The sequence below is a fragment of the Streptomyces sp. NPDC022910 genome, assembly GCF_055561075.1.
Window position 1 is genome coordinate 20,443 of the sequence record NZ_JBVHHL010000021.1, and the last position, 25,546, is coordinate 45,988.

Below are 25,546 nucleotides of genomic sequence, written 5' to 3' on the forward strand. Positions count from 1 at the left end.
ACCGCTTCTCGGCAAGGCCCCGGCCGCCGAGCGGCCGGGTGCCCGCAGAGGCGAGTACCCGTTGAGAGGCGGTTGACTCGGTCACTCTTCTGCCGAAGGATCTGACCCGTCAGTAACAAGGTACGGACCGGTAGTCACCGCGAGAGGACGGGCGCATGGCCTACGACGCTGATGTCATCGTGATCGGGGCAGGCCTCGCCGGACTCACGGCCACCGCGGAACTGGTGGACGCCGGCCGGAAGGTGATCCTCCTCGACCAGGAGCCGGAGCAGTCGATGGGCGGCCAGGCGTTCTGGTCCTTCGGCGGTCTGTTCTTCGTCGACTCTCCGGAGCAGCGCCGACTGCGGATCAGGGACAGTCACGCCCTCGCCCTCCAGGACTGGATGGGCACGGCCGCCTTCGACCGCCCCGAGGACCACTGGCCGCGCAAGTGGGCGGAGGCGTACGTCGACTTCGCGGCCGGCGAGAAGCGGGCCTGGCTGCACGGGCAGGGCGTCCGCTTCTTCCCGGTGGTCGGCTGGGCCGAGCGCGGCGGCTACGACGCCACCGGGCACGGCAACTCCGTTCCCCGTTTCCACATCACCTGGGGGACCGGCCCCGGAGTGATCGCACCGTTCGTGCGGCGCGTGCGGGCCGGGGTCGCGCGCGGTCTCGTCCAGTTGAAGTTCCGCCACCGCGTCACCGGCCTTTCGCGCAGCGCGGGCGACGTGGACACCGTGAACGGCGAGATCCTTGCCCCCTCGGACGTGCAGCGGGGCAGGGCCAGCAGCCGCACCGTCACCGGCGCCTTCGAGTTGAGGGCCCAGGCGTTGATCGTCACCAGCGGCGGCATCGGCGGCAACCACGACCTGGTGCGCGCCAACTGGCCGAAGCGCCTCGGCAACCCGCCCGAGCGCATGGTCTCCGGCGTGCCGGCGCACGTCGACGGCAAGATGCTCGGCCTCGCCGAGGAGGCGGGCGCCCGGCTGATCAACCGCGACCGCATGTGGCACTACACCGAGGGCCTGCACAACTGGAACCCCATCTGGGACAACCACGGCATCCGCATCCTGCCGGGGCCCTCTTCCCTCTGGTTCGACGCCCGTGGCCGGCGGCTGCCTGTCCCGCTCTTCCCCGGCTTCGACACCCTCGGCACGCTCGAGCACATCATGAAGACCGGGTACGACTACACGTGGTTCGTGCTCGACCAGAAGATCATCGGCAAGGAGTTCGCGCTCTCGGGCTCCGAGCAGAACCCGGACCTCACCGGCAAGTCCGTCAGGGACGTGATCGGGCGGGCACGCGCGGACGTGCCGGGACCGGTCAAGGCGTTCATGGACAACGGCGTCGACTTCGTCGTCGAGAAGGACCTGGGGGCGCTGGTGCGCGGCATGAACGCGCTCACCAAGGAGCCGCTCATCGACGAGGCCGCGCTGCGCCGCGAGATCGTGGCGCGCGACCGGGAGATCCTGAACCCCTTCACCAAGGACCTCCAGGTGACGGCGATCCGCGGCGCGCGCAGGTTCCTGGGCGACCGGCTGATCCGCACCGCCCCTCCGCACCGCATCCTCGACCCCAAAGCCGGCCCGCTGATCGCGGTGCGCCTGAACATCCTCACCCGCAAGACGCTCGGCGGTCTGGAGACCGACCTCTCCTCGCGGGTGCTGACCGAGGGCGGCGACCCGCTGGCCGGTGTGTACGCGGCCGGGGAGGCGGCGGGTTTCGGCGGCGGCGGGGTGCACGGCTACCGCTCCCTTGAAGGCACGTTCCTCGGCGGCTGCCTGTTCTCGGGGCGTGTCGCGGGGCGGGCGGCGGCGAAGGCGGTCGGATAACCGGCGGAGGTCGGCCGGTCCGGCGGGAAGGCAAGGGCGGCGCCGCGGCGCCCCGCACGGCGCCATCCCGGGAGCCGACTCGAAATCCGGTACAGCGGGCGCCCCGCGAGCGGGGGAGGCGTCAACTCCTGTACGGGCGGGTCCGGCGCGCCGGTTGCGGAGTCAACTTCGGTACGGGTGAGGCGCTGTGAGCCGGTTGCGGAGTCAACTTCGGTACGGATTGGCCCTGCGAGCCCGCTGTGGAGTCAACTGCGGTACGGAGCTGCGCGGGGGTTGTGGAGTCCCTTGGGGTGGGGCGGTGGCCCTGTGGGCGGGTTGTGGGGTCGCTGGTGGTGGGCGGTGTCTCGCGAGCCGGTTGTGGGGTCGTTGGTGTTGGGACGGTCGCCCCGCGAGCCGGATGCGGAGTGACTCGTGGTGGGGCCGTCGCCCCGCGAGCCGGATGCGGAGTCACGCCCGGTGCGGGCGTCGCCCGCGAGCCGGTTGTGGCGTCAACGCTCCTACCGTCGCGGGGAGTTGACAGTGTCGCGGTGCCGGTCCGCCCTTGACGCAAACTGTTGGCGCGGGGTTTGCTGTGCGTGAGCGAACCCTGACGAGCCGCGTTCTGTAAGGAAACCCCGCGGTGCCACCCCCACCCCCGCCGTCGTTCGGCCGCGGCCGCAAGCGTGCGGCCGAGGTCTTCGACGCCGCGCTCGAGGACGCGGAACTCGTCACCGCACGGTCTTCGCTGGCCCGGGGGCGGTGGGTCGACGTCCGTGCCCTGCTCGCCGCGACCGGCGACGACTGGGATCGCCGCGGGCACCGCGTGACCGTCCTCGCGCAGGAGCCCTCCGCCCTCGCCTGGGCGCGCGACTGGCAAGTCGCCGAACCGGACTCCCCGTCCGCCTCCGTCCTGGTAGCCCACGCCACCGTCCACCGTGCGCTGCAGGGCAAGGAGCGCCCGGATGCGGCCCGTGAAGCCTGCCGGGCGGCAGTCGCGCTCGCCCCCGAGGATCCGACACCGTGGCTCGGCCTGCTGATCCTCGAGCGCTCGCTCGGCACCGAGGAGGAGGTGGTCCACCTCTTCGACGAGGTCCGCGCCCGCTACCCGGACCACCACCACGCGCACCACCTGGTGATCGCCCGGCTCGCCGAGCGCCGCGCCGACGCCGGGCAGGACCCGCTGCACGAGGTCTACGACTTCGCCAACTGGGCCGCCGAACAGGCCCCCGCGAACTTGCCGCTCGCCATCCTCCCGGTCGTCGCGCACGCCGAGCGGTACCGGGTGCTGGCCGCAGCCGGCACCGAGTCCGCCGACCCCGTCGCCTCCGGGCACTGGGTGGGACGGCGGGCCCGCCAGGTGATGAAGGCCGCGTTCGACTGGTGGCTGGAATGGCAGCACGACGACCATCCGCGCCGCCTTGTCGACCTCAACTACCTCGCCCATGCCAAGTACTGCGAGGGCCGGGGCGCCGAGGCCGCCGCCCTGTTCCACCGCATCGGCCCGTACGCGACCCCGGCGCCGTGGTCGTACCCGGACCGCGACCCCTACCAGGCCTTCCGTGCCGCGCGCGAAAGGGCGCTGGGCACGGCGTGAGGGCTCCGCCGGAAAGATCCGAAAGTCCCGTCCACGAGAAAGTCCCCGTCCATCAGATCCGAAAGGACAACCGCGCGATGACGACCGGCAGTTCGAGCACGAGCAGACCGGCCGCCGACGACGGCGGCGGTATCAGCACCTTCAAGGGACAAGGGCGCGCCCTGCGTGCCGACCGCCTCGGCACGGCGGGACTGCTGCTGTCCGTGCTGGCCGCGACCGCCCCCCTCATGGTGGTCGCTGGTGTCATGCCCACCACATTCGGGGTGATGGGCATCGTCGGCGAGCCGCTGCTCTTCGTGCTCCTCGGTGTGGTGCTCGCCCTGTTCTCCTTCGGCTATGCGGAGATGAGCCGCCACGTCCACAATGCGGGCGCGTTCTACGCCTATATCTCCCGCGGCCTCGGCGGCACGGCCGGCGCGGCCGCAGCGGCGGTCGCCCTCGTCGCATACAGCGCGCTGCAGTTCGGGATCTACGGCATCTTCGGCTTCGAGGTCTCCAACCTGTGCGCCATCTACCTGGACCTCCAGGTCGCCTGGTGGATACCCGCGCTGACCGCCGTGGCCGTCGTCGGCGTGCTCGGCTGGCTGAAGATCGACGTCAACGCGCGCGTGCTCGGCGTGCTTCTGCTGATCGAGGTCGCGCTCGTGGTCATCTTCGACGTGGCAGCCGTGAGTGACCCCGCCAAAGAAGGCCTGTCGCTGCACGCCTTCAACCCGGACACGCTCACCGGGGCGGGCGTCGGCACCGCGCTGTGCTTCTGCGTCGCCGCCTTCACCGGCTTCGAACAGGCGCCCGTCTACGCCGAGGAGACGAGCCGCCCGCACGTCCTGGTGCCCCGCGTGATGTTCCTCGCGATCGGCTTCGTCTCCGTCTTCTTCGCCGTCAGCTCCTGGGCGCTGACGATCGCCGCAGGGCCCTCCGCAATCGTCCCGGCCGCCCAGAAACAGAGCGCGGGCCTGCTGTTCTGGCTCACGGAGTCCCTTCTCGGCCACACCTTCACCGACGTGCTGCACGTGCTGTTCGTGACCGGCATGTTCGCCGCGCTGCTCAGCTTCCACAACGTCGTCGCTCGGTACGCCTTCGCCATGGGCCGCGAGGGACTTCTGCCGGCCGCCTTCGGCCGTACGACGGGTGCGAACGGCGCCCCCGGCACGGGCTCGCTGCTGCAGAGCGCGGTGTCCGCGGTGGTCGTGATCGCCTTCGCGGTGGCCGACGACAAGCCGAACGGCGACCCGACCGCGCCCGTGCTGCACCTGTTCACCTGGTTCGGCAGCGTCGGCGCGCTCGGGGTCACCCTGCTGATGGTGGCGGCCTGTGCCTCGGTGATCGTTTTCTTCGCCCGTCGCGGCTCCGCCCGCGCACAGGCCTGGCGGCTCGCCACCTCCGCGGTGTCCGGTATCGCGCTGCTGGTGATCGCCGGCTACACGGTCAAGGACTTCGACGTCCTGGTCGGCACGGGCCCGGACTCCGCGCTCGGCCGGCTGCTTCCGGCGATCATCGGCGTGGCCCTGCTGCTCGGCCTGGTCCAGGGCCTGCTGCTGCGCTCCCGCAGACCACAGGCACACGCCCGGATCGGCCTGGGCAACGAGGCGTTCCAGCTGGAGAAGGCGGCGGAGTCGGCGTCGTGACCGGCCGAGAGCGGAGATCCACTTCCTGAGAACCGGGTGAGAAGTGGTTACGGAATCCTGACGGGCACCCGTCGCCCCTGGCCCCGAAGGGGTGGCGGGTGCTCGAATCGTGGTGTGAACCCTGAACGACCCGAAGAGCGGGACGCACCGCAGCCCGCGGACCGGGAGACGCCGGACCCCACCGCGATCGGCACCCCGATCGGCCGCCGGGTCCTACTGGGCACCCTGGGGCTGGGGGCGCTCGGCGTCGTCGCCGCGCCCACGCTCCAGCGCGGCCTCGAGGCATTCCTCGGCAGCGTCTCCGGCAAGGACCCGACGGGTCTGACCGGACTGCTGCCCAACGGCGGCGGCTTCCGCTACTACTCGGTGACGGCGTCCGTCCCCCGCCTGACCGAGACGACCTACCGCCTCACGGTGAACGGTCTGGTCGACCGCCCGAAGACGTACACGCTCGCCGACCTGCGCGCGCTGCCGCAGACCCGGCTCGTGCACGACGTCCAGTGCGTCACGGGCTGGCGGGTGCCGAAGACGCCGTTCGAGGGGGTACGACTCTCGACGCTGCTGGACGCCGCGGGCGTCCGCTCGTCCGCCGGCGCGGTCCGCTTCACCTGCTTCGACGGGGCCTACACCGAGAGCCTCACGCTCGACCAGGCGCGCCGCAGCGACGTCCTGGTCGCCCTGAAGATGCAGGACAAGCCGGTGAGCCACGACCACGGTGGCCCCGTGCGCCTCTATGTCGCTCCCATGTACTTCTACAAGTCCGCCAAGTGGCTCTCCGGCATCACCGTCACCCAGGGCGTCCGCCCCGGGTACTGGGAGGAGCGCGGGTACGACGTGGACGCCTGGGTCGGCAAGTCGAACGGACGAGACGATGCACCCACCAGTTGAGGCCCCGGCCCGGTCCACGCACGTACGCCGCTTCAGCCGGGGAGAGAAGTGGGTGCACCGCGTCACGGCCGCGCTGATGGGCCTGTGCGTGGCCACCGCGGCCTGCCTCTACATCCCTGCCTTCGCAGAACTGGTGGGCCGCCGCGAACTGGTGGTCAGGATCCACGAATGGGCGGGCCTCCTGCTCCCGGTCCCGGTCCTGGGGGGCCTCGCCACCCGAGCCTTCCGCGCGGATCTCGGCCACCTCAACCGCTGGGGGCCGCACGACCGGGTCTGGCTGCGCGCGGCCCTGCGCCGCGACGACCGCAGAGCGTCGCGTCCCGCGGGCAAGTTCAACGCGGGCCAGAAGACGTACGCGGCCTGGATCGCGGGCGCCACGCTGGTGATGCTTGGTACGGGACTGCTGATGTGGTTCACCCACCTCACACCGTTGATGTGGCGCACTTCGGCGACCTTCGTCCACGACTGGCTGGCCCTGACCATCGGCGTCGTCCTGGCCGGCCACATCGGCATGGCCCTCGGCGACCCGGAAGCGCGCCGGGGCCTGCGGACGGGGCTGGTCAGCCGGGAGTGGGCCGACCGGGAGCATCCACTGTGGCGTCCGTAGCCGTCACGGCCGTGGAGAGCCGGGCGAGCCCCTCGTGGCCGTGCCCCGCGGCGACCGCCCGGTCGGCGGCCCGCTCGGCCGCGGCCGGCGCCCCGACGTCAAGGCCGTGCGCGGCGGCGCTCTTCACGCGGCACGTGAGCGTCGCCACGAGGCGATGGCGGAGCGTTCCCCGGGGAAGCGACCGGTCGCCGCCCGTGACATCCTCGACTCGTTGGTGGGGCGCCCGCTGTAGTCAGGCCCCGAAGTCCAGCAACACCTTGCAGGAGCGGCTTCGGTCCGCCGCCAGGGCGAACGCCGACTCCGCCTCGGTGACCGGCACCACCGCGCTGACCAGCGAGTCGAAGGCCGACTCGGACGCGAGCAGGTCGAGCGCCTCGTCGAACTCCGTGTCGAAGCGGAACGCCCCGCGCAGCTCGATCTCCCGGCTCACCACCAGGTTCCCCGCGAAGGGGCTCTGCCCCGGTGGCAGCATGCCGAGCTGGACCACGACACCGCCCCGCCGCACCAGCCGCAGGCAGGTGTCGAGCCCGGCGGCGACCCCGGACGCCTCGATGGCCACGTCGACCTCCGTGGGCCATCCGGCGTCGTCCGGGTCGTCCGCCCGTACGAGCGTGTCGGCGCCCGCCGCCGCGGCGAACCGCAGTGCCCGGGGCAGGAGGTCGGTGACCGTGACCATGGCCGCGCCCGCCGCCTTCGCGGCCGCGACCACGAGACAGCCGATCGGTCCGGCGCCTGTCACCAGTACCTGGTGCCCGGCCATCGGCCCGGCCCGCCGCACCGCGTGCATCGCCACCGCCAGTGGTTCGGCGAGTACCGCCCGGCGCAGTTCCAGACCCGCCGGAACGGCCCTCAACTGGGCGGCGGGTACAGCCAGCTGGGCCGCGAAACCGCCCGGGACGTGCGGAAAGCGGGCCGCACTGCCCAGGTAGCGGGTGTCCCGGCACACGTTCCGCCGTCCGTCCACGCACTCCGGGCACACCCCGCACGCAGTGGCCGGGTGCACTGCGACGGCCGTACCGGCGACGGGACCGGACGCGCCGTCCCCGTAGGAGACGACCGTCCCCACCACCTCGTGACCGAGCACCATCGGCTCCTCGAGCCGGAAGTCCCCGACCCCACCGTGCCGCCAGTAGTGCAGGTCCGAGCCGCAGACCCCGCCGTAGCGTACGGCGACCAGCGCCTGCCCGGGCGCGGCCTGGGGGGCCGGCAACTCGTCCACGCGGAGGTCGCCCTGACCATGGATCACACAACCGAGCATCTCCGGGCCTTCCTTCACAGCACGCTCGTCATGCCGCCGTCGACGTAGAGCACCTGCCCGCTGACGAAGTCGGCCGCCGGGGAGGCGAGGAACAGCACCCCGCCCACCAGGTCGTCCGTACGACCCCAGCGCCCGGCCGGGGTGCGCCGCCGCACCCATGCGCTGAACTCCTCGTCCTCGACGAGCGGCCGGGTCAGCTCGGTCTCGACATAGCCGGGGCCGAGCCCGTTGACCTGCACACCGTGTGGGCCCCAGTCCGCGCACATGCCCTTGGTGAGCATCTTCAGCGCGCCTTTGGTCGCCGCGTACGGCGCGATGCCGGGACGGACCACCTCGCTCTGCAGCGAGCAGATGTTGATGATCTTCCCGTGGCCGCGTTCCGTCATCCGCCGGGCCGCCTCACGGCCGACCAGGAACGCGCTGGTGAGGTTGGTGTCCAGGATCCGGTGCCAGTCGGCGTCGGTGAACTCCAGGAGCGGGGCGCGCAGTTGCATGCCCGCGTTGTTGACCAGGATGTCCAGTGGGCCCACCCGCTCTTCGACATCCGCGATGCCGGCGGCGACCGAGGAACCGTCGGTCACGTCGAAGGCGGCCGTGTGCACGTCCCCCGAGAGTTCCGCCGCCGCCTTCGTGAGCCGGTCGGCGTCGCGTCCGTTGAGGACCACGGTGCAGCCGGCCTCGAGCAGACCGCGGGCGAGCGCGAGCCCGATACCCCGGCTGGAACCGGTCACCAGCGCCGTACGGCCGCCGATGTCGAAGAGAGGGTGAGCCGTCATCGCCGTACTCCTAGATCAAGAGGGACAACAGCAGGACCAGTGCGCCGGCGACCACCGAGATGATTGTCTCCATGACCGACCACGTCTTGAGGGTCTGTCCGACGCTCAGCCCGAAGTACTCCTTCACCAGCCAGAAACCGGCATCGTTGACATGGCTGAAGAAGAGGGAGCCGGCGCCGATCGCCAGGACCAGCAGGGCCGCGTGGGTGGTCGACATGTCGGCCGCGAGCGGCGCGACCAGACCTGCGGCCGACACGGTCGCCACGGTCGCCGAACCCGTCGCCAGCCGGATCGCCACCGCGATCAGCCAGGCCAGCAGCAGCGCGGGTATCGACCAGTCCTTGGAGATGTCCAGAATCATCTGGCCCACGCCGGAGTCGATCAGCGTCTGCTTGAAGCCGCCGCCTGCGCCGACGATGAGCAGGATGCCGGCGATGGGCGCGAGTCCCTTCTCGACGGTCTGCGAGATGCGTTCCTTGGTGAAACCGGCGGGGCGGCCCAGGGTGAAGATGCCGACGATCACCGCCGCGAGCAGGGCGATCAGCGGCGAGCCGATCACGTCGAAGACGCGCTGCACCATCTTCGCCGGGTCGTCCACGACGATGTCGACGAGCGCCTTGGACAGCATCAGGACGACCGGCAGGAGAACGGTGGCGAGCGTGGCTCCGAAGCCGGGGCGCTTCTCCAGCTCCTCGGAAGGACGCGGCTGGATCATGCGCTCGGGGACCGGGACGTCCACCCATCGGGCGGCGACCTTCGAGAACAGCGGACCGGCGATGATCACGGTGGGGATGGCGACCAGGACGCCGAGCGCCAGCGTCACGCCGAGGTTGGCCTTGACGGCGTCGATGGCCACCAACGGGCCGGGGTGCGGCGGAATCAGACCGTGCATCACCGACAGACCCGCGAGTGCCGGGATGCCGATGCGCATCAGCGAGTAGTTGCCGCGCTTGGCGACCATCAGCACGACCGGGATCAGCAGCACGATGCCGACCTCGAAGAACAGCGGCAGACCGATCACCGAGGCGATCAGGACCATCGCCCACGGCATCGCACGGCCCTTCGCCTTGGCGAGGATCGTGTCGACGATCTGGTCCGCGCCGCCCGAGTCGGCGAGCAGCTTGCCGAGGACGGCGCCCAGGGCGATGAGGACGCCCACACCGGCGACGGTCGTGCCGAGACCGGTGGTGAAACTGACGATCGCCTTGTCCAACGGCGCCCCTGCGAACGCGCCCAGCGCGAGCGAGCCGATGGTCAGGGCCAGGAAGGCGTGGAGCTTGAACTTGGTGATGAGCAGCACGATGACGGCGATGCCCGCCAGTACCGCGATGCCCAGCTGAGCATGGCCCGCCGACGTGATCGGCTCGACGGTGTCCGCTGCCAGCATCTCGACGCTGAGTCTGGTCACGGGGGGTTCCCTTGGGTGAGGAGAGGAACTCTCGGTTTCGGGTGAGGAGAGCCCTCGGCACGGCGGCCCCGGGGGAGTGGGGCCGGCCACAAGGGCCGAGGGGTACTGCGAGGGCTGGGATCTACTGCGCGGCGGAGGACCGCTCGAAGTCCCGCAGGGCGTTCAGGGCGCGGGCGGTGATCTCCTCGGGGCTGCCCGAGACGTCCACCGCGACCCCCGGCTCGTCCGGCTCCAGGGGCTGGAGCGTGGCGAGCTGGGAGTCCAGCAGTGCGGTGGGCATGAAGTGCCCCTGCCGGTGCGCCATCCGGTCCTCGATGAGCGAGCGGTCGCCCGTGAGGTGCACGAAGACGACGCCGGGAGCCGCGGCCCGCAACCGGTCGCGGTACGCCCGCTTCAGCGCCGAGCTGCTGACCACCCCGCCGAGCCCCGCCCGCTCGTGCGCCCAGGCACCGATGGCGTCCAGCCAGGGCCAGCGGTCCTGGTCGTCGAGCGGGATTCCGGCCGACATCTTGGCGATGTTGGCCGGAGGGTGGAAGTCGTCGCCCTCGGCGTACGGAACGCCGAGCCGGGCCGCGAGCAGGGGACCGATCGTGGTCTTTCCCGTGCCCGCGACGCCCATGACCACGACGACGTGGGGGGTACTCATCGCTTCCTCGCTGTCTTCGTCGACTTGTGTCGACGTCACTGAAACCGATTAGGTACGACGAATTCAAGAGTCTGTGACATATAAGTCTGACTTTTTCTTCGCGTGACCCGCCTCGTACTCTGAGTGCATGAGCACACCGGGCCGGGGGCTGCACGGCCGTGTACTGGACACCCTCGGCCCAGCGATCACCGCGGGCGAGTACCCGCCGGGCAGCGTTCTGCGTACGGACGAACTCGCCCAGTACTTCGAGGTCTCGCGTTCCGTGATGCGGGAGGCGGTGCGCGTTCTGGAGTCGATGCACCTGGTGGAGTCCCGCCGTCGGGTGGGCGTGACGGTCCGGCCCAAGTCCGAGTGGAACGTCTACGACCCCCAGGTCATCCGGTGGCGGCTGGCCGGCGCCGACCGCCCGCACCAGCTGCGCTCGCTGACAGTCCTGCGCTCGGCGATCGAACCGGCAGCCGCGGGACTGGCCGCGCGCAACGCCACAGCCGAGCAGTGCGCCGAACTCACCGAGTGCGCACTGGGAATGGTCGCCAACTCACGCGGCCACAAGCTGGAGGCCTATCTGGCCCACGACGTGGCCTTCCACCGGGTGATCCTGGACGCGTCGGGCAACGAGATGTTCGCCCGCCTGGGCGATGTCGTCGCCGAGGTCCTGTCCGGCCGCACCCATCACGACGTCATGTTCGAGGACCCCGACCCGGCCGCGGTGACCCTGCACGTCCAGGTCGCGGAGGCGGTACGGGAGGGCGACGCGGCCCGCGCGGAGCAGCTGACCCGCGAGATCACGGTCGGCGCGCTCCACGAACTGGACATCCTGGCGCCGTAGCGGCCGGTCCTCGCCCGGCGCAGGCCGGCGCTCGGCCCCGTCAGTCGAGGAAGGTCCCGTCGACGTACACCCAGGCTCCGTCGACCCGTTCGAACCGGCTGCGCTCGTGCAGGGTGCCTCCCCGGTGCGAAGCCCGGAACGTCACCGTCCCCATGGAGTGGAAGGCGGATCCGTCCGTCGTCTCCAGGATCTCGAGGCCCGTCCAGCGCATGCCCGGATCGAGGTCGAGCCGCGCGGGCCGGGTACGCGGATGCCAGGTCCGCAGCAGATACCCCGCGTCCCGCTTCACGAACGCGCTGTACCGCGACCGCATGAGCGCCTCGGCGGTGGGCGCCGCGGCGGCACCCGTGTGGAAACGGCCACAGCACTTCTCGTACGCCTCGGGCAGCCCGCACGGGCAGGAACGCGTGGTCACGATCACCATTCTGCCCGCTCCGGCGAGGCGCCCCGCGGGCACCATGCGGTACGCGCCCATCGGAGTCACAGTGGAAGAAAGCCACGCACCCCGGTGCAGCGTCGCCTCGCACCGGCGTGAGGAGGACGGAAGATGACTCCAGCCGCCGACATCCGGCCTCCGTCCGGCAAGGAGTGGAGGCTGTTCCTGTACCTGTCCGAACACGATCCGGCCACCACGGCACGGGCCGTCCTGGACACCGGTGACAACGTGCTGGAGAGCTGTGCCGAGGCCCACCGGAACCCGTACGACACGGCGGTGCCCGAGATCGGCGACGAACTCGCCGCCGGTCGCGCGCTGATCGCGCTGGGCCGGAAGTTGTTGCGCACCGCCGCGGGCGACATCACGGCGGCCGGGGCTCCGGAAGAGGCATCGCCGGCTCCGCTCTGGAGCCCCCAGGAGTGAGGAGGCTGCATCGTGGTCTTCATGGACCGTCTCGAAGCCGGTCGGCAGCTGGGCCGGCGCCTCCAGCACCTCAGGGGCGAGGACGTCGTGGTGCTGGGACTGCCCAGGGGAGGAGTGCCGGTCGCCGCCGAGGTCGCCGAGGCGCTCGGCGCGCCGCTGGACGTCTGTCTGGTCCGGAAGCTGGGCGTGCCCTTCCAGCCGGAGCTGGGGATGGGGGCGATCGGCGAGGACGGCGTGCGGGTGATCAACGACGCGGTGGTGCGGGAGGCACGCGTCACACCGGAGGAACTGGCGCGGGTCGAGGAGGACGAGCGCGAAGAACTGGAGCGACGGGGCGGTCGCTACCGGGGCGGTCGCCCACCGGTCGGCATCGAGGGGCGGACGGTCGTGGTGATCGACGACGGCGTGGCCACCGGGTCGACCGCGCGGGCCGCCTGCCGGATCGCCCGCGCCCGCGGAGCGGCGCGGGTCGTGCTGGCGGTGCCCGTGGCGCCACGGGACTGGACCGAGCGGCTGGGCGGGGAGGCCGACGAGTTGGTCGCCCTGGAGACCCCGCGGGACTTCTTCGCGGTCGGCCAGTTCTACATCGACTTCGCCCAGGTCGACGACGAGGAGGTCGCCGTCTGTCTGGCACGCACCACGGGCCCCTCCCGCGCATCCGCCGACGCCGGGCCCTTCGAGCGGGAGGTGGAGGTGACGGCCGGTGCCGTCCGGTTGCGCGGCCGGCTGACCGTACCCGAGGGCGCGGCTGGGATCGTGGTCTTCGCACACGGCAGCGGCAGCAGCCGTCACAGCCCGCGCAACCAGTTCGTCGCGGCCGGACTGAACCGAGCGGGACTCGGCACCCTGCTGTTCGATCTGCTCACCGAGGAAGAGGAGCGCGACCGGGCCAACGTGTTCGACACCGGCCTGCTGGCGGGACGGTTGGCCGACACCACCCGCTGGCTGCGGGGACAGCCCGAGACCGAAGGGCTCGCCATCGGGTACTTCGGCGCCAGCACCGGCGCGGCTGCCGCCCTGTGGGCCGCAGCCGAACCGCAGACGCGCATCGCCGCCGCCGTCTCCCGCGGCGGCAGACCGGACCTCGCCGGGCCGCGGCTGCCCCAGGTGACGGCCCCCACGCTGCTCATCGTCGGCGGCGCCGACCCGATCGTGCTCGACCTCAACCGGCAGGCCCAGGCCCAGCTGCGTTGCGAGAACCGGCTCGCGATCGTCCCCGGCGCCACGCACCTGTTCGAGGAGCCCGGCGCGCTGGAAGCGGTGACCGACCTGGCCCGCGACTGGTTCACCGACCACATGGCCCCCGCCCACGTGTAGCGGCGAGGGCCCCGACGCCGGTCCCTCGCACCACGCCCGCGACCGCCTTAACTTGAAAGGGTGCACGAGGGCGTGGTCACCCTGTTCCTCGCCGGTGACGTGATGCTCGGCCGGGGCGTCGACCAGATCCTTCCGCACCCCGGAGACCCGGCGCTGCGGGAGGGGTACATCGGCGACGCCCGGGCCTACGTCGGCCTGGCCGAGGCGGCGAACGGGCCGATTCCACGGCCGGTCACCTTCCGCTGGCCCTGGGGCGAGGCGCTGCCGGTTCTGGAGTCCGCCGCGCCCGACGTGCGGGTGATCAACCTGGAGACCTCCGTCACCCAGGACGGGGAGTTCGCGCCCGGGAAGGGCGTCCACTACCGGATGAACCCGGCCAACCTGCCGTGCCTGGCCGTGGCCCGACCGGACGTCTGCGTCCTGGCCAACAACCACGTGCTCGACTTCGGCCGGCGCGGCCTCGACGAGACGCTCGACTCCCTCGCGGGGGCGGGACTGCGGACGGCGGGGGCGGGCCGGGACGCGATCGCGGCTCGGCGGCCGGCGGTCGTCCCCCTGGATGCGGGCGGACGGGTGCTGGTGTTCTCCTTCGGGATGGCGTCGAGCGGGATCCCGGAGGAATGGGCCGCCACCGAGGAACGGGCCGGCGTGGACTACGTCGCGGGGCCTTCGGTGGGCGCCGCGGCCGGCTTCACCGACCGTCTTCGGCAGTTGAAGCGCCCGGGCGACATCGCGGTCGCCTCGGTCCACTGGGGCCCCAACTGGGGCTACGAGGTCTCCCGCACCGAGGTCCGCTTCGCCCACGCGCTCGTCGACGAGGGCGTGGACATCGTGCACGGGCACTCCTCGCACCACCCGCGCCCGCTGGAGGCCTACCGGGGCCGGCTCGTGCTGTACGGATGCGGCGACCTGGTCGACGACTACGAGGGCATCGGCGGATACGAGCGGTACCGCGACGACCTGCGGCTGCTGTACCTGGTGTCGGTGGAGCGGGACACCGGCCGGCTGACCGGTGTCCGGATGGTGCCCCTCCAGGCGCGCAGAATGCGGCTGGAGCACGCCTCGCCCGAGGACGGCAAGTGGCTGTGCGCCGAACTCGACAGGTACAGCCGGGACTTCGGCACCCGCGTCGACCGCGGGAACGACGGTACGCTGACGCTCCGTCCCCTGCGCGCAGAGCCGCCCACGTGACCCGGCGACGCGCTACCGCCGGGCTTCCTCCTCGTCCCCCCGTTCCGCCGCGCCGTCGACCATGTCCCGGATCCCTTCGCCCTCCTGACCCGGAGCATGGGGCACTTCCCGGGCCAGCACCTCGTCCAGCGTCTCGCCCTCCGGCCGCCCGTTGGCGGTCCTGCCCCGCACCACCTCGTCACCCATGCTGTCCTCCGTCACTTGCGCACCGCTTCACGTACTGCGTCCCACGCGACCGCGACACCTGTCGGGTCTCCGGTCTGCCGTCGGGCAAACGCACGGCGGCACCTCCGGCCCCGGCGGTCGTCACATGGCCCTGCCGTCAGTTGGTCCTGCCCTTGCGCAGGAACCGGCGCAGGCTGCGCAGCGGCCAGGTGTTGATCACGTCGTCGGGGGTGAGCCAGCCGCGCTGCGCGGTTCCGACGCCGTAGCGCAGGTGGGCGAGGTGGAGGACGGAGTGGGCGTCGGTGTTCACGGCGAACTTCGCGCCGTGCTCCTTGGCGCGCAGGATGTCCTCGTCGCACAGGTCGAGCCGGTCGGGCTGGGCGTTGATCTCCAAAGCCGTGCCGGCACGGGCGCAGACGGCGAACACCTCGTCCCAGTCGGCGTCGACCCCCGCCCGTTTGCCGATCAGCCGCGTGGTCGGGTGACCGAGGACGTTGACGTGCGGGTTCTCGCAGGCCCGCACGAGCCGCCTGGTCATCTCCTTGCGGCCCAGGTCGAAGTGCGAGTGCAGGGAGGCCACACAGATGTCGAAGCCGGCAAGAAACTCGTCGGGCCAGTCCACGTCCCCCTCGGGCCCGATGTTGAGCTCGGTACCGTGCAGCAGCCGCATCCCGGGCCGGGTGCCTTCCAGCGCCCGTAGCCGATCCCGCTGGGCGAGGATCTTCTCGTCGGTCATGCGCTGCATGTACAGGTTGGGCGCGTGGTCGGTGACCGCGTAGTACGCGTAGCCGCGTTCGGCGGCGGCCGCCACCATCTCCTCCAGCGGGGCGAGACCGTCGGTGAGGTCCGTGTGGGTGTGCAGATCGCCGCGGATGCTCCGCTCGGTCACGATGTCCGGCAGCTCACCCTGCAGGGCGGCCTCGACCTCCCCACGGTCCTCGCGTAGCGTCGGCGGAATCCAGGGCAGGCCGAGTCGGGCGTACACGTCCTCCTCGGAGCGGGAGGCGAGCGACTGCCCGCTGTCCACATCGAACAGGCCGTATTCGGAGAGCTTCAGCCCCTGGCGGACGGCGATGGTGCGGGTGCGGATGTTGTGCGCCTTGGACCCCGTGAAGTACTGGAGTCCGGCGCCCCACGAGTCCGGCGGCAGCACCCGCAGGTCGACCTGGACGCCCTTGGTGGTACGGATCGACGTCTTCTTCGTGCCGTGGGCGATCACCTCGGCGGTGGACGGCAGCTCGGCGAGCGCGTCCATGAAGGGGGCGGACCGCTTCGCGGCGACGAGGACGTCGATGTCGCCGATGGTCTCCTTCATACGGCGCAGGGATCCGGCGTAGGCGCAGCGCTCGCAGCCGGTCACCCCGGACAGCTCGGAGACGATTTCCTCGGCGGTGTCGAGGGCCAGATGCAGCGGGATGCGGCCGCCTGCCTGCTGCATCAGAGTGATGCCGTGCAGGATGTTCTCCTGCGTCTTCTCACCGAAGCCCTTCAGATCGTGCAGCGCGTCCGCCTCGATGGCGGCGGCCAGTTCGCTCACCGACGAGATGTGCAGGTCCTCGTAGAGCCTCATCGCCTTCTTCGGACCCAGCGTGGGGATGGTGATGAGCTCCCGTACCCCGGCGGGGATCTTCGCCCGGCGTTCCTCGACCGCCGTGACGGTGCCGGTGCGCAGGTACTCGATCACCTTCTCGGCGATCGACCTGCCCACGTTCGGGATGTCCCGCAGTCCCTCGGCGTCGAGACGGGAGATGTCGGCGGGATGGCCTCCGATCGCGCGCGCGGCCTTCTCGTAGGCGCGCACCTTGAAGGCGTCGCCTCCCGTGATCGCGATGAGGTCCGCGTACTCCTGAAGGAGCGCCTCGACCTCCTCGTTGGGCCGGGCCACACTCCGAGTCTAGGAACAGCCCGACGGCCCGGCCAAACGCGAACGGTGCCGACCGGGAGCCGGTCGACACCGTTCGTGGTGCGTGTCCGAGGGGGGACTTGAACCCCCACGCCCGATAAAGGGCACTAGCACCTCAAGCTAGCGCGTCTGCCATTCCGCCACCCGGACAAGGTGTCTGCCGTGCAGGGTTTCCCCGCGGCGACGAAGGAAACATTACCAGGCTTTCGGGGGCGTTCGATCACGCCCCGTTCCGGCGTGAACGGTGTGTGACGGGCCGGGCACCGCCTTGGGGCGGGGCGGGGATGGGAGGGAGGATGAGGGGGACCACCAGCAGTGACAGCGGAAGGAAGCAGCGTGACCGAGAAGGGCACGGCCAGCAGCGTCACCGGCGAGGACGAGGTCGTGGACCTCTGCCGTGAGCTGATCCGGATCGACACCAGCAACTACGGCGACCACTCCGGCCCCGGCGAGCGCCGGGCCGCCGAGTACGTCGCCGAGAAGCTCGCCGAGGTGGGGCTCGAACCGCAGATCTTCGAGTCGCACCCGGGCCGTGCCTCCACGGTGGCCCGGATCGAGGGCGAGGACCCCACGCGGCCCGCGCTGCTCATCCACGGGCACACCGACGTGGTACCGGCCAACGCACAGGACTGGACGCACGACCCGTTCTCCGGCGAGATCGCCGACGGGTGTGTGTGGGGGCGCGGCGCGGTCGACATGAAGGACATGGACGCCATGACCCTGGCGGTCGTCCGCGACCGGCTGCGCAGCGGGCGCAGGCCGCCGCGCGACATCGTCCTGGCGTTCCTCGCGGACGAGGAGGCCGGTGGGACCTACGGCGCCCGGTACCTCGTCGACAAACACCCCGGCCTCTTCGAGGGGGTCACGGAGGCGATCAGCGAGGTGGGCGGGTTCTCGTTCACCGTGAACGAGCAGCGGCGGCTCTATCTGATCCAGACGGCCGAGAAGGGCATGCACTGGATGAAGCTGACCGTCGCCGGCACGGCGGGGCACGGGTCGATGATCCACCGCGACAACGCGATCACCGAGCTGTCCGAGGCCGTCGCGCGGCTCGGGAGGCACAGGTTCCCGGTGCGGGTCACCAAGACCACGCGGGCCTTCCTCGACGAGCTCGGCGACGCGCTCGGCACCGACCTCGACCCGGAGGACATGGAGGGGACCCTGGCCAGGCTCGGGGGCATCGCCAAGCTCATCGGCGCCACCCTGAGCAACACGGCCAACCCCACGCAGCTGAACGCCGGTTACAAGGTGAACGTGATCCCGGGAGAGGCCACCGCGCACGTCGACGGGCGTTTCCTGCCCGGCTTCGAGGAGGAGTTCCTCGCGGATCTCGACCGGATTCTCGGGCCTCATGTGAAGCGCGAGGACGTGCACTCCGACAAGGCCGTCGAGACCACCTTCGACGGCGCGCTGGTGGAGGCGATGCAGTCCGCGCTGCAGGCAGAGGACCCGGGGGCGAAGGCGATCCCGTACATGCTCTCCGGTGGGACGGACGCCAAGTCCTTCGACGACCTGGGCATTCGGGGCTTCGGCTTCGCTCCGCTGAAGCTGCCGCCGGAGCTGGACTTCGCGGGCATGTTCCACGGTGTCGACGAGCGGGTCCCGGTGGACGCGCTGAAGTTCGGCGTGCGGGTCCTCGACCGGTTCATCGACGCGTCCTGAGCAGCCGGCGAACTCCCCTTGTTCCGTCCCGGTTTGCGCGCTGAAACGAGACTGCACTATTCGCCAGCGCGTACGGGCGTCGACCGGGACGGGTGAATGCGACCATAAGCTCGTAGCTCCATTACTCCCTCCTCGTTACATGGGGTGCGGTCCGAGGCTTGGATCGCTTTTGCCAACAAGGAGGAATAATGATCAAGAAGGTCGTCGCTGCTGCGGCTGCCACCGGTGGTCTGGTTCTCGCGGGTGCGGGTCTGGCCGTCGCCGACTCGGGTGCCCAGGGTGCCGCCGTGCACTCCCCGGGTGTCGTGTCCGGCAATGTCGTCCAGGTGCCGGTGCACGTCCCGGTGAACGTCTGCGGCAACACGATCTCGGTGATCGGGCTGCTGAACCCCGCCTTCGGCAACACCTGCATCAACAAGTGACGTTGTGCCTCACCCCATGAGGGGCCCCATGAGGGTCTGAGTCCGTTGGCCCCGGAGTGCGTGCATTGCGCTCCGGGGTCGATCGGTTCCTCCGCGTTCGCGCACGCAGCGCGCGGCCGCGTTCCAGAAGGTCCACGACGAAGACAGGGAATCAGCAATGCGACAGGTCACCCGCAAGGGCCTGATGACGGTGGCGGCGGCGACCGGCGTCCTCGCCGTCACCGGCGGCTACGCGCACGCCGACTCGGGTGCGTACGGATCGGCCACCGACTCGCCCGGTGTGCTGTCGGGCAACTTGGTGCAGGCGCCCGTGCACATCCCGGTGAACGTCTGCGGCAACACCGTGAACGTGATCGGGCTGCTCAACCCGGCAGCGGGCAACACGTGCGTCAACAAGGGGGGTGGCGCCCACACCGGGGGCAGCCACACCGGCGGCTCCCACGCGGGCGGGCGCACCAGCGGCTCGCCCGGCGTCGGTTCCGGCAACAAGGTGCAGGTGCCGGTGGACGTTCCCGTGAACGTATGCGGCAACACCGTGAACGTGGGCGGGCTCGGCAACGCGGCAACCGGCAACGACTGCGCCAACACCTCGGGCGGCGGTCACACGACGACCCCGCCCGGCGGCGGGCACGGCACCCCCCCTCCGGGCGGCGGTGGCGGCACGACGCCTCCCGGCGGCGGTGGCGGCACCACACCTCCTGGTGGCGGGGGTGGCACCACCCCGCCCGGCACGCCCACACAGCCGGGGCAGCCGGCTCAGCCCGGCACCCCGCAGCAGCCGGGGGGTGGCTCCCGGCACGTCAACCATCCCGGTACGCAGTCCCTCACCGGGACCGCGGGCACGGCACAGCTCGCCCACACCGGTAGCCAGCTCCCGCTCGGCCTGCTGGTGCCGGCGGGTGCGGGCGCGCTGCTCGGCGGCGCGCTGCTCTACCGCCGGGCGCGCGCGAGCATGTGACACCGACGGTCCGAGGCGCACGGTCCGCCGAAGCGGCACATAACAGACCACCGCGCCACAATCTTCCCCAGTGGTCTGTGAAACGGATCGGGCCCCGCACACGCGGGGCCCGATCCGATTCAGCCGCTTTCGCTCACCACGTCGCGCGCACCTGGCGGATGATCCGTCGGCGCAACCGCACCCTGCGGCTGCCGTCACGCAGCAGGCTCAGGCGGTCCAACTCCCAGTGTCCGTACTCGGCATGGTCCGTCAGCAGACGTGTGGCGTCCTTGCGGGAGACCCCGCGCGGTACGTACACGTCGACAAATTCGTATTCCGGCATCGCATCTATTGTGCGGGCTGGGGCCCGGTACGGATAGCGTCTGCACTATGTCTGATGCTGCGCAGCCCACAGCTGCCGAGGTACGCGCCGCCGCCGAGGCGGTCAAGACCGCGCTCGATCGCCACCTGGCCGCGGTCGAGCGCAGGACGGGTGAGGACGACCCGGCCGTCTACGAGGCGTTCAACGAGCTGGCCGCGGCGGCCGAGGAGTACGACGAACTGCTGTATGACCGCTACGACGAGGTCACGCCCTTCGAGATCCCCGGCGCGGAGGAGGCGCTGCCGCCGTACACGGGCCCCGAGGAACCGAACGCGCTGAGCGTGCTGATCCGCCGGGACTACTCGGTGGTGGAGCCGCAGCGGCTGCTGGCGCAGGCACAGCGCGTCGATGCCGCGGATGAGGAGGGTGTGCTGCAGTCGTCGGCCGGCACCGTCCACGGCGCGCTCGGGCTCCTGTTCGGGGAGTTCGAACCGGACGAGATCGCCTCCCGGCACAAGGAGTTCGGTCTCGAGGAGGGCGACTCCACGCTGTGGGTGACGGCTGCGGACGAACCGGCGGAGCCGGGCGAATGGCTGGAGACGCCGTTCGAGCAGATCGATCCGCAACGGGTCGTCTGCCGCTTCGACGTCAGCGCGGTCTTCGACGACGAGTCGGACGACGACGATCTGGAGGAGGACCTCGGGCCCGATCCGGAGCTGGACGAGGACGAGGACCTGGAGCCGCTGGACGCCGAGCGCTAGCGCGTGCCCGGCGGGAGGCTCCCCGGTGTTGCCGCCCGTTGCGAGCCGCTGCCGGGTGACGGTGCCGAACGGCCCGAGGCCGGTTCGGCACCGCCAAGATCCACTGTCGTGGTGGATCGCTGCCCCGGCGGAGAAAGAACCTGCCGCCCTCAGCCGGAGGCCGGGACCTGGGCCCGCAGCAGCGGGGGCAGGCGGGTGGTCCGGGGCTTGGCCGGGATCTCGGCCACCGCTCGTGGCAGCGCCTGCTCCACCCCGTGCACGACGGACAGATGGCGGCCCGCCCGGCCGAAGGCCGTGTACACCCAGGGCCGACTGAGCGCCTGCGCGGCGTCACCGGGCAGCACCACGACCACCGCGGGCCACCGCTGCCCCACAGCCTGGTGCGCGGTCAGCGCCCAGCCGTGCCGCACGGACTGCTCCACGCGCTCCTTCGGTACGACGACGGGGGCACCCCCGCACTCCAGGTGCAGACCCTCGGCGTCCGCCTTGACGACATGGCCCGCCAGCGTACGGCCCGGTGCCGGAGAGTAGGCGATCCGGTCACCGGGGTCGAAGCCCCCGAAGCGGCCGGGGCCGGGATTGAGCCGCTCCTTGAGCGCCGAGTTGAGCGCACGGGTCCCGGCCGCGCCGCCGTGGCCCGGCGTGATCACCTGTGTCTCCTGGGACGGGATGCCGATCGCCCGCGGCACGGAGTCCGCGACCAGCTGCACGGTCCGGTGCACCGCCTCGCCGGCGTCCCGCACCGGCACGATCACGACCTCCTTACCGGGCGCGTCGACCTGCGGGAGCTCACCGATACCGATCGCGGAGACCAGCTCGCCGATCGGGCCCGCATCGGGGGTCCGCGAGGCGATCTGCGGGCAGGCGCGGGCGGCGAGCAGATCGGCGAACACCCGCCCGGGACCGGCCGACCACAGCACTCCCGGGTCGCCGCTGAGCACCAGGCGGGCGCCGTCGGGCAGCGACTCGGTGAGCAGCGCCGCCGTCTCGACGTCGAGCTGGGGTGCGTCCAGGACGATGAGCAGGTCCAGGTCCAGCGCACCGTCCGCGTCCCGGCCCGGCCCCTCGGCACCGGACAGCAGACCCGCCACCGTGGCCGGCGCCGGGGGTGTCCACTCCGCGGCAGTGTCCGGGAGGTCGAGCCGCGCCGACAGCGCGGCGAACAGGTCACGGCCGACCGGGCTGTGCGTGGCGGCCCAGGCGCGCAACCCGAGTCCGCGCGCCGCATGCAGCAGCGTCGCCGGCTCGATGTGCGAGGCCTCCCCGCCGGTGTGGAGCACCAGGCCGTGGCCCGCTGCCGCGCGGATCAGCTCCCCGGCGGAGCCGTGCGCCGACCGGGCCGCCCGCTCCCATTCCTGGGCCGAACGGTCCTCCTTCGGCACGGAGTTGATCAGCCGGGCCAGCCCGTCGGCGAGGCTCTCCTCCGCGAGCGCGTACCGCTCCAGGCCGATGAGGACGCGGACCGGGCGGTCCTCGCCCTCGCCCTCGCCTTCTTCCTCGCCCGGTGCGGACGTCTCCAGCGCGTCCTGGAAGACCAGGACCTCGCCCTCGCTGATCGTGCTCTGCACAGCCGCGTCGGGGTCCGGCACCGAACGCTGGGCGAGCGCGGCCTCGAGGGCCGGGACCTCCAGTGCGGTGTGCCCGGCCAGGGCCGCCTGCTCCAGCAGCCAGACCGTGACCGCGCGGGCCCGTCGCTCGTCGTCCGGCCGGCACTCGGCGCCGAGCAGCGCCCGGGCGAAGCCGTCGGCCTGCTCGGGTCGCACCCCGGCGACCCGCAGCAACTGCCAGGGGTCCGCACGCAGGCGCGCGTCCGCTCCCTCGCCGAGGGCCGCGGCGATCTGGGGCGCGAGCGTGTCGGGGGCGCCCCCCTCGGTCAGGACGGCGCGCACGGCCGCGAGGACCTCCGCGTCGGGGGCCGCCGTGGTCACCGGCACCGGGACGGACGGCGTGCGCGGCAGGGGCTCGGGGGCGGGGCGGCGCGGAGCGGGAGCCGACTCGCTGAAGGCGCTCGACACCGGCTTTTCGCCGCTCTCCACGGCCCGCACGGCCGCGAGCAGGTCGGCGGCCTTCCCGCTGAGCTTTCCGCCGGCCTCGACCGGTTCCTTCTTCTCGGCCTTGCGCCGCTCGATCCGCTCCCGCTCGATCCGCTGGGCGGCCAGCTCGGCCTCGGCCTCGGACACCTGAGGGGCGGCGGTGTCGCCCTCGGCGCCGGAGGGCGAGGCCGCCGAGCCCTCGCCGCCGGGCGTTGCCGATTCCGCGGCACCGTCCGCGCCGGCCCGGGCCCCGTCTTCCGGCCGGGGGGCCGTCTCCGTGCTCTCCGGGTCCGTGGTCACAGCGTGCTCCAGTCGTGATCGGGATAGCGGTGCACCGGGGCCGACACGTCGTCCAGCGCCCGGCAGATCTCGTCAGGAAGACTAAGCGCCTCCACTGACAACGCCGCCGTGAGCTGCTGTGCGTTGCGGGCGCCGACGATCGGGGCGGCCACGCCCGGCCGGTCGCGGACCCATGCCAGCGCCACCTGGAGCGGCGTCGCGGAGAGCCCGTCGGCGGCCGTCTGCACCGCGTCGACGATGCTGCTGGCGGTGTCGTCCAGGTAGGGCGCGACGAACGGGGCCATGTGCTCCGAGCCCCCGCGTGAGTCGGCCGGCGTCGCCTGCCGGTACTTGCCGGTCAGCACGCCCCGGCCCAGCGGGGAGGAGGGCAGCAGTCCGACCCCGAGGTCCAGTGCCGCCGGCAGCACCTCGCGCTCCACGCCGCGCTGCAGCAGCGAGTACTCCATCTGCGTACTGGCGATGCGGGTCCGTATGCCCGGCGCGGCGAGCTGCCATGTCGCCGCCTTCGCGAGCTGCCAGCCGCAGAAGTTGGACACGCCCGCGTACCGCGCCCGGCCGCTGGTGACCGCCAGGTCGAGTGTCTGCAGGGTCTCCTCCAGCGGGGTGTGGGGGTCGAAGGCGTGGATGTGCCACAGGTCGACGTAGTCCGTGCCGAGGCGGGCGAGCGAGGCGTCCAGCGCGGCGAGCAGATGGCCCCGCGAGCCGTCGAAGCGGCGGTCGGGGTCGGGTACGCTGCCCGCCTTCGTGGAGATGACCAGGTCGCGGCGTGGCACGAGCCCGTCCATGAGCTGTCCGAGCAGATACTCGGCCTCCCCGTCCCCGTACACATCCGCCGTGTCGACGAGGGTTCCGCCCGCCTCCCAGAAGACCTTCAACTGGTCCGCGGCGTCGTGCTCGTCCGTGTCGCGCCCCCACGTCAGGGTGCCGAGTCCGATCCGGGACACACGAAGGCCGGTACGGCCGAGATGCCTCTGCTCCATGAACGCCGAGATTACGGCCTCAACTTGCCTCGTGGGGGACCTGTGGATAACCGATTTCCCGCACCGCCGGGGGGTGACGACCGCCCTCCCATCCGGACGCACCCCGCGCTAAGGTCTGCCCACAAGGGACGTTACTGATCGGTAAGGGGAATCGGCCATGCAGCTCGGGATCAACCTCGGCTACTGGGGCGCCGGAATGGACGCGGACAACCTCGCCGTGGCCCAGGAGGCCGACCGGCTCGGATACGCGGTGTGCTGGGCCGCCGAGGCGTACGGCTCCGACGCGGCCACCGTACTCACCTGGGTCGCCGCCCGGACCGAACGCATCGACGTCGGCTCGGCCATCTTCCAGATCCCGGCCCGCCAGCCCGCGATGACCGCGATGACCGCCGCCACCCTGGACTCGCTCTCCGGCGGGCGTTTCCGCCTCGGTCTCGGCGTCTCCGGGCCGCAGGTCTCCGAGGGTTGGTACGGCGTCAAGTTCGACAAGCCGCTGGCCCGCACCCGGGAGTACGTGGAGATCGTACGCAAGGCGATGACGCGCGAGCGGCTGTCGTACGAGGGTGAGCACTGGACCCTCCCGCTGCCCGGCGGCCCCGGCAAGCCGATCAAGCTGACCGTGCACCCCCAGCGCGAGCACATCCCGCTCTACATCGCCGCGATCGGCCCCAAGAACCTGGAACAGACCGGCGAGATCGCCGACGGGGCCCTGCTCATCTTCCCCTCGGCCGAGCACCTCGAGGACACCGCGATCAAGTACCTGCGCGCCGGGCGCGAGAAGGCGGGCAAGACGCTCGACGGCTTCGACGTCTGCCCCACGCTCCCGCTCGCGGTCGGCGACGACAAGGACGTGGCCGCGCTCGCCGACGCCTTCCGCCCCTACACCGCCCTCTACGTCGGCGGCATGGGCAGCCGCAAGCAGAACTTCTACAACCAGCTCGCCCGGCGCATGGGGTACGAGAAGGCGGCCACCGAGATCCAGGACACGTACCTGTCCGGCGACAAGCAGGGCGCCGCGGCCGCCGTCCCGCACGAGCTGATCGACCGGACCACCCTGCTGGGCTCCGTCGACCGCATCGCCGACCGCATGAAGGCCTACGCCGCGGCCGGCGTCACCACGCTCACGCTGGCGCCCGCGGGCTTCACCCTGGATGAGCGCCTCGCCTCGCTCCGGGCCGGGTCCGAGGCCCTGGAGCGGGCCGGACTCGCCTGACCGGAGCGGATGGTCTCCACGGCCGTGGTGGGGGCTCGGGGGGTCTTCCCCGCCACG

25 protein-coding genes and 1 tRNA gene are annotated in these 25,546 nt (G+C 71.7%); 14 read left to right on the forward strand and 12 right to left on the reverse strand.

Annotated elements, in window-relative coordinates:
- Positions 1–155 precede the first annotated feature (155 nt).
- From ACZ3TS_RS20940 to ACZ3TS_RS20960, 5 genes are all read left to right on the forward strand, one after another.
- Entirely contained in the window at positions 156–1,811 is a 1,656-nt protein-coding gene (locus tag ACZ3TS_RS20940) for an FAD-binding dehydrogenase (RefSeq protein WP_467619927.1), read from the forward strand.
- Positions 1,812–2,430: 619 nt separating this feature from the next.
- Positions 2,431–3,384 (forward strand): hypothetical protein, encoded by a 954-nt coding sequence (locus ACZ3TS_RS20945; protein ID WP_467619930.1) that lies wholly within the window; start codon positions 2,431–2,433, stop codon positions 3,382–3,384.
- 77 nt (positions 3,385–3,461) lie between these two features.
- The gene (locus ACZ3TS_RS20950) at positions 3,462–5,012 is read left to right on the forward strand and encodes an APC family permease (protein ID WP_467619931.1); all 1,551 of its coding nucleotides are present in this window, start codon (positions 3,462–3,464) and stop codon (positions 5,010–5,012) included.
- Positions 5,013–5,126: 114 nt separating this feature from the next.
- A complete protein-coding gene (locus tag ACZ3TS_RS20955) occupies positions 5,127–5,900 on the forward strand; it encodes a molybdopterin-dependent oxidoreductase (RefSeq protein WP_467619933.1) in 774 nt (257 codons plus the stop codon).
- On the forward strand, positions 5,884–6,507 hold the full coding sequence (locus tag ACZ3TS_RS20960; protein ID WP_467619935.1) for a cytochrome b/b6 domain-containing protein: 624 nt from the start codon (positions 5,884–5,886) through the stop codon (positions 6,505–6,507). Before ACZ3TS_RS20955 ends, ACZ3TS_RS20960 begins: the two co-directional genes overlap by 17 nt.
- Here the strand turns inward: ACZ3TS_RS20960 and ACZ3TS_RS20965 are convergent.
- The 5 genes from ACZ3TS_RS20965 to ACZ3TS_RS20985 all read right to left on the reverse strand — a co-directional run bounded on the left by ACZ3TS_RS20965 (position 6,461) and on the right by ACZ3TS_RS20985 (position 10,595).
- Positions 6,461–6,655: an imine reductase family protein gene (locus ACZ3TS_RS20965; protein ID WP_467619937.1), complete on the reverse strand. Its 195-nt coding sequence runs from the start codon at positions 6,653–6,655 to the stop codon at positions 6,461–6,463. The two genes, ACZ3TS_RS20960 and ACZ3TS_RS20965, sit on opposite strands and share 47 nt — an antisense overlap.
- A gap of 84 nt (positions 6,656–6,739) precedes the next feature.
- A complete protein-coding gene (locus tag ACZ3TS_RS20970; protein WP_467619940.1) occupies positions 6,740–7,765 on the reverse strand; it encodes an L-idonate 5-dehydrogenase in 1,026 nt (341 codons plus the stop codon).
- A gap of 14 nt (positions 7,766–7,779) precedes the next feature.
- Positions 7,780–8,541 carry an SDR family oxidoreductase gene (locus ACZ3TS_RS20975; protein ID WP_467619941.1) on the reverse strand — a complete coding sequence of 254 codons (762 nt, stop codon included), beginning with the start codon at positions 8,539–8,541 and terminating at the stop codon, positions 7,780–7,782.
- A 10-nt stretch (positions 8,542–8,551) separates the two neighbouring features.
- Positions 8,552–9,949, reverse strand: coding sequence for a GntP family permease (locus tag ACZ3TS_RS20980; protein WP_467619943.1), 1,398 nt, complete (start codon positions 9,947–9,949; stop codon positions 8,552–8,554).
- A gap of 121 nt (positions 9,950–10,070) precedes the next feature.
- The gene (locus ACZ3TS_RS20985; RefSeq protein WP_467619944.1) at positions 10,071–10,595 is read right to left on the reverse strand and encodes a gluconokinase; all 525 of its coding nucleotides are present in this window, start codon (positions 10,593–10,595) and stop codon (positions 10,071–10,073) included.
- A 127-nt stretch (positions 10,596–10,722) separates the two neighbouring features.
- Between ACZ3TS_RS20985 and ACZ3TS_RS20990 the strand changes: the two genes are divergently transcribed.
- A complete protein-coding gene (locus ACZ3TS_RS20990) occupies positions 10,723–11,424 on the forward strand; it encodes a FadR/GntR family transcriptional regulator (protein WP_467619946.1) in 702 nt (233 codons plus the stop codon).
- 40 nt (positions 11,425–11,464) lie between these two features.
- On the opposite strand, the gene ACZ3TS_RS20995 is transcribed toward ACZ3TS_RS20990, so the two are convergent.
- Positions 11,465–11,848, reverse strand: coding sequence for a YchJ family protein (locus ACZ3TS_RS20995; protein WP_467620095.1), 384 nt, complete (start codon positions 11,846–11,848; stop codon positions 11,465–11,467).
- Positions 11,849–11,971: 123 nt separating this feature from the next.
- Here ACZ3TS_RS20995 and ACZ3TS_RS21000 point away from each other — a divergent pair, with 123 nt between their 5' ends.
- The 3 genes from ACZ3TS_RS21000 to ACZ3TS_RS21010 are packed head-to-tail and all read left to right on the forward strand — an operon-like array spanning position 11,972 to position 14,791.
- Positions 11,972–12,283 carry a dsRBD fold-containing protein gene (locus tag ACZ3TS_RS21000; RefSeq protein WP_467619949.1) on the forward strand — a complete coding sequence of 104 codons (312 nt, stop codon included), beginning with the start codon at positions 11,972–11,974 and terminating at the stop codon, positions 12,281–12,283.
- A 12-nt stretch (positions 12,284–12,295) separates the two neighbouring features.
- Positions 12,296–13,600: a phosphoribosyltransferase family protein gene (locus ACZ3TS_RS21005; RefSeq protein ID WP_467619951.1), complete on the forward strand. Its 1,305-nt coding sequence runs from the start codon at positions 12,296–12,298 to the stop codon at positions 13,598–13,600.
- Between the two features lie 60 nt (positions 13,601–13,660).
- A complete protein-coding gene (locus ACZ3TS_RS21010) occupies positions 13,661–14,791 on the forward strand; it encodes a CapA family protein (protein ID WP_467619954.1) in 1,131 nt (376 codons plus the stop codon).
- Between the two features lie 12 nt (positions 14,792–14,803).
- Here ACZ3TS_RS21010 and ACZ3TS_RS21015 read toward each other — a convergent pair whose 3' ends face one another.
- The 3 genes from ACZ3TS_RS21015 to ACZ3TS_RS21025 form a co-directional block, all read right to left on the reverse strand.
- Positions 14,804–14,977 carry a hypothetical protein gene (locus ACZ3TS_RS21015; RefSeq protein WP_467619956.1) on the reverse strand — a complete coding sequence of 58 codons (174 nt, stop codon included), beginning with the start codon at positions 14,975–14,977 and terminating at the stop codon, positions 14,804–14,806.
- Between the two features lie 136 nt (positions 14,978–15,113).
- A complete protein-coding gene (gene polX, locus ACZ3TS_RS21020) occupies positions 15,114–16,841 on the reverse strand; it encodes a DNA polymerase/3'-5' exonuclease PolX (RefSeq protein WP_467619958.1) in 1,728 nt (575 codons plus the stop codon).
- Positions 16,842–16,924: 83 nt separating this feature from the next.
- Positions 16,925–17,009, reverse strand: a tRNA-Leu gene (locus ACZ3TS_RS21025).
- A 186-nt stretch (positions 17,010–17,195) separates the two neighbouring features.
- On the opposite strand from ACZ3TS_RS21025, the gene ACZ3TS_RS21030 reads away from it, so the two are divergent.
- The 3 genes from ACZ3TS_RS21030 (at position 17,196) to ACZ3TS_RS21040 (ending at position 19,901) form a co-directional block, all read left to right on the forward strand.
- A complete protein-coding gene (locus ACZ3TS_RS21030; protein ID WP_467619960.1) occupies positions 17,196–18,521 on the forward strand; it encodes a M20/M25/M40 family metallo-hydrolase in 1,326 nt (441 codons plus the stop codon).
- Between the two features lie 188 nt (positions 18,522–18,709).
- Complete coding sequence (chpH, locus tag ACZ3TS_RS21035) at positions 18,710–18,943, forward strand: chaplin ChpH (protein ID WP_329508865.1); 234 nt, start codon at positions 18,710–18,712, stop codon at positions 18,941–18,943.
- Positions 18,944–19,100: 157 nt separating this feature from the next.
- Positions 19,101–19,901 (forward strand): chaplin, encoded by an 801-nt coding sequence (locus ACZ3TS_RS21040; RefSeq protein ID WP_467619963.1) that lies wholly within the window; start codon positions 19,101–19,103, stop codon positions 19,899–19,901.
- A 133-nt stretch (positions 19,902–20,034) separates the two neighbouring features.
- Here the strand turns inward: ACZ3TS_RS21040 and ACZ3TS_RS21045 are convergent, their stop codons facing one another.
- Positions 20,035–20,223 (reverse strand): DUF5703 family protein, encoded by a 189-nt coding sequence (locus ACZ3TS_RS21045; protein WP_005485166.1) that lies wholly within the window; start codon positions 20,221–20,223, stop codon positions 20,035–20,037.
- 47 nt (positions 20,224–20,270) lie between these two features.
- Here ACZ3TS_RS21045 and ACZ3TS_RS21050 point away from each other — a divergent pair, with 47 nt between their 5' ends.
- Positions 20,271–20,963: a hypothetical protein gene (locus tag ACZ3TS_RS21050; RefSeq protein WP_467619965.1), complete on the forward strand. Its 693-nt coding sequence runs from the start codon at positions 20,271–20,273 to the stop codon at positions 20,961–20,963.
- A gap of 149 nt (positions 20,964–21,112) precedes the next feature.
- Here ACZ3TS_RS21050 and ACZ3TS_RS21055 read toward each other — a convergent pair whose 3' ends face one another.
- Both ACZ3TS_RS21055 and ACZ3TS_RS21060 read right to left on the reverse strand, forming a co-directional pair.
- Positions 21,113–23,308, reverse strand: coding sequence for a helix-hairpin-helix domain-containing protein (locus ACZ3TS_RS21055; protein WP_467620097.1), 2,196 nt, complete (start codon positions 23,306–23,308; stop codon positions 21,113–21,115).
- The gene (locus tag ACZ3TS_RS21060) at positions 23,293–24,276 is read right to left on the reverse strand and encodes an aldo/keto reductase (protein ID WP_467619968.1); all 984 of its coding nucleotides are present in this window, start codon (positions 24,274–24,276) and stop codon (positions 23,293–23,295) included. The genes ACZ3TS_RS21055 and ACZ3TS_RS21060 overlap by 16 nt, the downstream gene beginning before the upstream one ends.
- A 157-nt stretch (positions 24,277–24,433) precedes the next feature.
- On the opposite strand from ACZ3TS_RS21060, the gene ACZ3TS_RS21065 reads away from it, so the two are divergent.
- Positions 24,434–25,489, forward strand: a complete 1,056-nt coding sequence (locus tag ACZ3TS_RS21065; RefSeq protein ID WP_467619970.1) for an LLM class F420-dependent oxidoreductase — start codon at positions 24,434–24,436, stop codon at positions 25,487–25,489.
- Positions 25,490–25,546 lie beyond the last annotated feature (57 nt).

Excerpts from the sequence above, each read along its gene's own strand:
- ACZ3TS_RS20975 (WP_467619941.1), bottom strand. The coding sequence starts at position 8,541 with ATGACGGCTCACCCTCTCTTCGACATCGGCGGCCGTACGGCGCTGGTG.
- ACZ3TS_RS21050 (WP_467619965.1), top strand. The coding sequence starts at position 20,271 with ATGTCTGATGCTGCGCAGCCCACAGCTGCCGAGGTACGCGCCGCCGCC.
- ACZ3TS_RS20960 (WP_467619935.1), top strand. The coding sequence starts at position 5,884 with ATGCACCCACCAGTTGAGGCCCCGGCCCGGTCCACGCACGTACGCCGC.
- chpH (WP_329508865.1), top strand. The coding sequence starts at position 18,710 with ATGATCAAGAAGGTCGTCGCTGCTGCGGCTGCCACCGGTGGTCTGGTT.
- ACZ3TS_RS20940 (WP_467619927.1), top strand. The coding sequence starts at position 156 with ATGGCCTACGACGCTGATGTCATCGTGATCGGGGCAGGCCTCGCCGGA.
- ACZ3TS_RS20985 (WP_467619944.1), bottom strand. The coding sequence starts at position 10,595 with ATGAGTACCCCCCACGTCGTCGTGGTCATGGGCGTCGCGGGCACGGGA.
- ACZ3TS_RS21045 (WP_005485166.1), bottom strand. The coding sequence starts at position 20,223 with ATGCCGGAATACGAATTTGTCGACGTGTACGTACCGCGCGGGGTCTCC.
- ACZ3TS_RS21060 (WP_467619968.1), bottom strand. The coding sequence starts at position 24,276 with ATGGAGCAGAGGCATCTCGGCCGTACCGGCCTTCGTGTGTCCCGGATC.
- ACZ3TS_RS20970 (WP_467619940.1), bottom strand. The coding sequence starts at position 7,765 with ATGCTCGGTTGTGTGATCCATGGTCAGGGCGACCTCCGCGTGGACGAG.
- ACZ3TS_RS20995 (WP_467620095.1), bottom strand. The coding sequence starts at position 11,848 with ATGGTGATCGTGACCACGCGTTCCTGCCCGTGCGGGCTGCCCGAGGCG.
- ACZ3TS_RS21000 (WP_467619949.1), top strand. The coding sequence starts at position 11,972 with ATGACTCCAGCCGCCGACATCCGGCCTCCGTCCGGCAAGGAGTGGAGG.
- ACZ3TS_RS20950 (WP_467619931.1), top strand. The coding sequence starts at position 3,462 with ATGACGACCGGCAGTTCGAGCACGAGCAGACCGGCCGCCGACGACGGC.
- ACZ3TS_RS21015 (WP_467619956.1), bottom strand. The coding sequence starts at position 14,977 with ATGGGTGACGAGGTGGTGCGGGGCAGGACCGCCAACGGGCGGCCGGAG.
- ACZ3TS_RS21040 (WP_467619963.1), top strand. The coding sequence starts at position 19,101 with ATGCGACAGGTCACCCGCAAGGGCCTGATGACGGTGGCGGCGGCGACC.
- ACZ3TS_RS20990 (WP_467619946.1), top strand. The coding sequence starts at position 10,723 with ATGAGCACACCGGGCCGGGGGCTGCACGGCCGTGTACTGGACACCCTC.
- ACZ3TS_RS21065 (WP_467619970.1), top strand. The coding sequence starts at position 24,434 with ATGCAGCTCGGGATCAACCTCGGCTACTGGGGCGCCGGAATGGACGCG.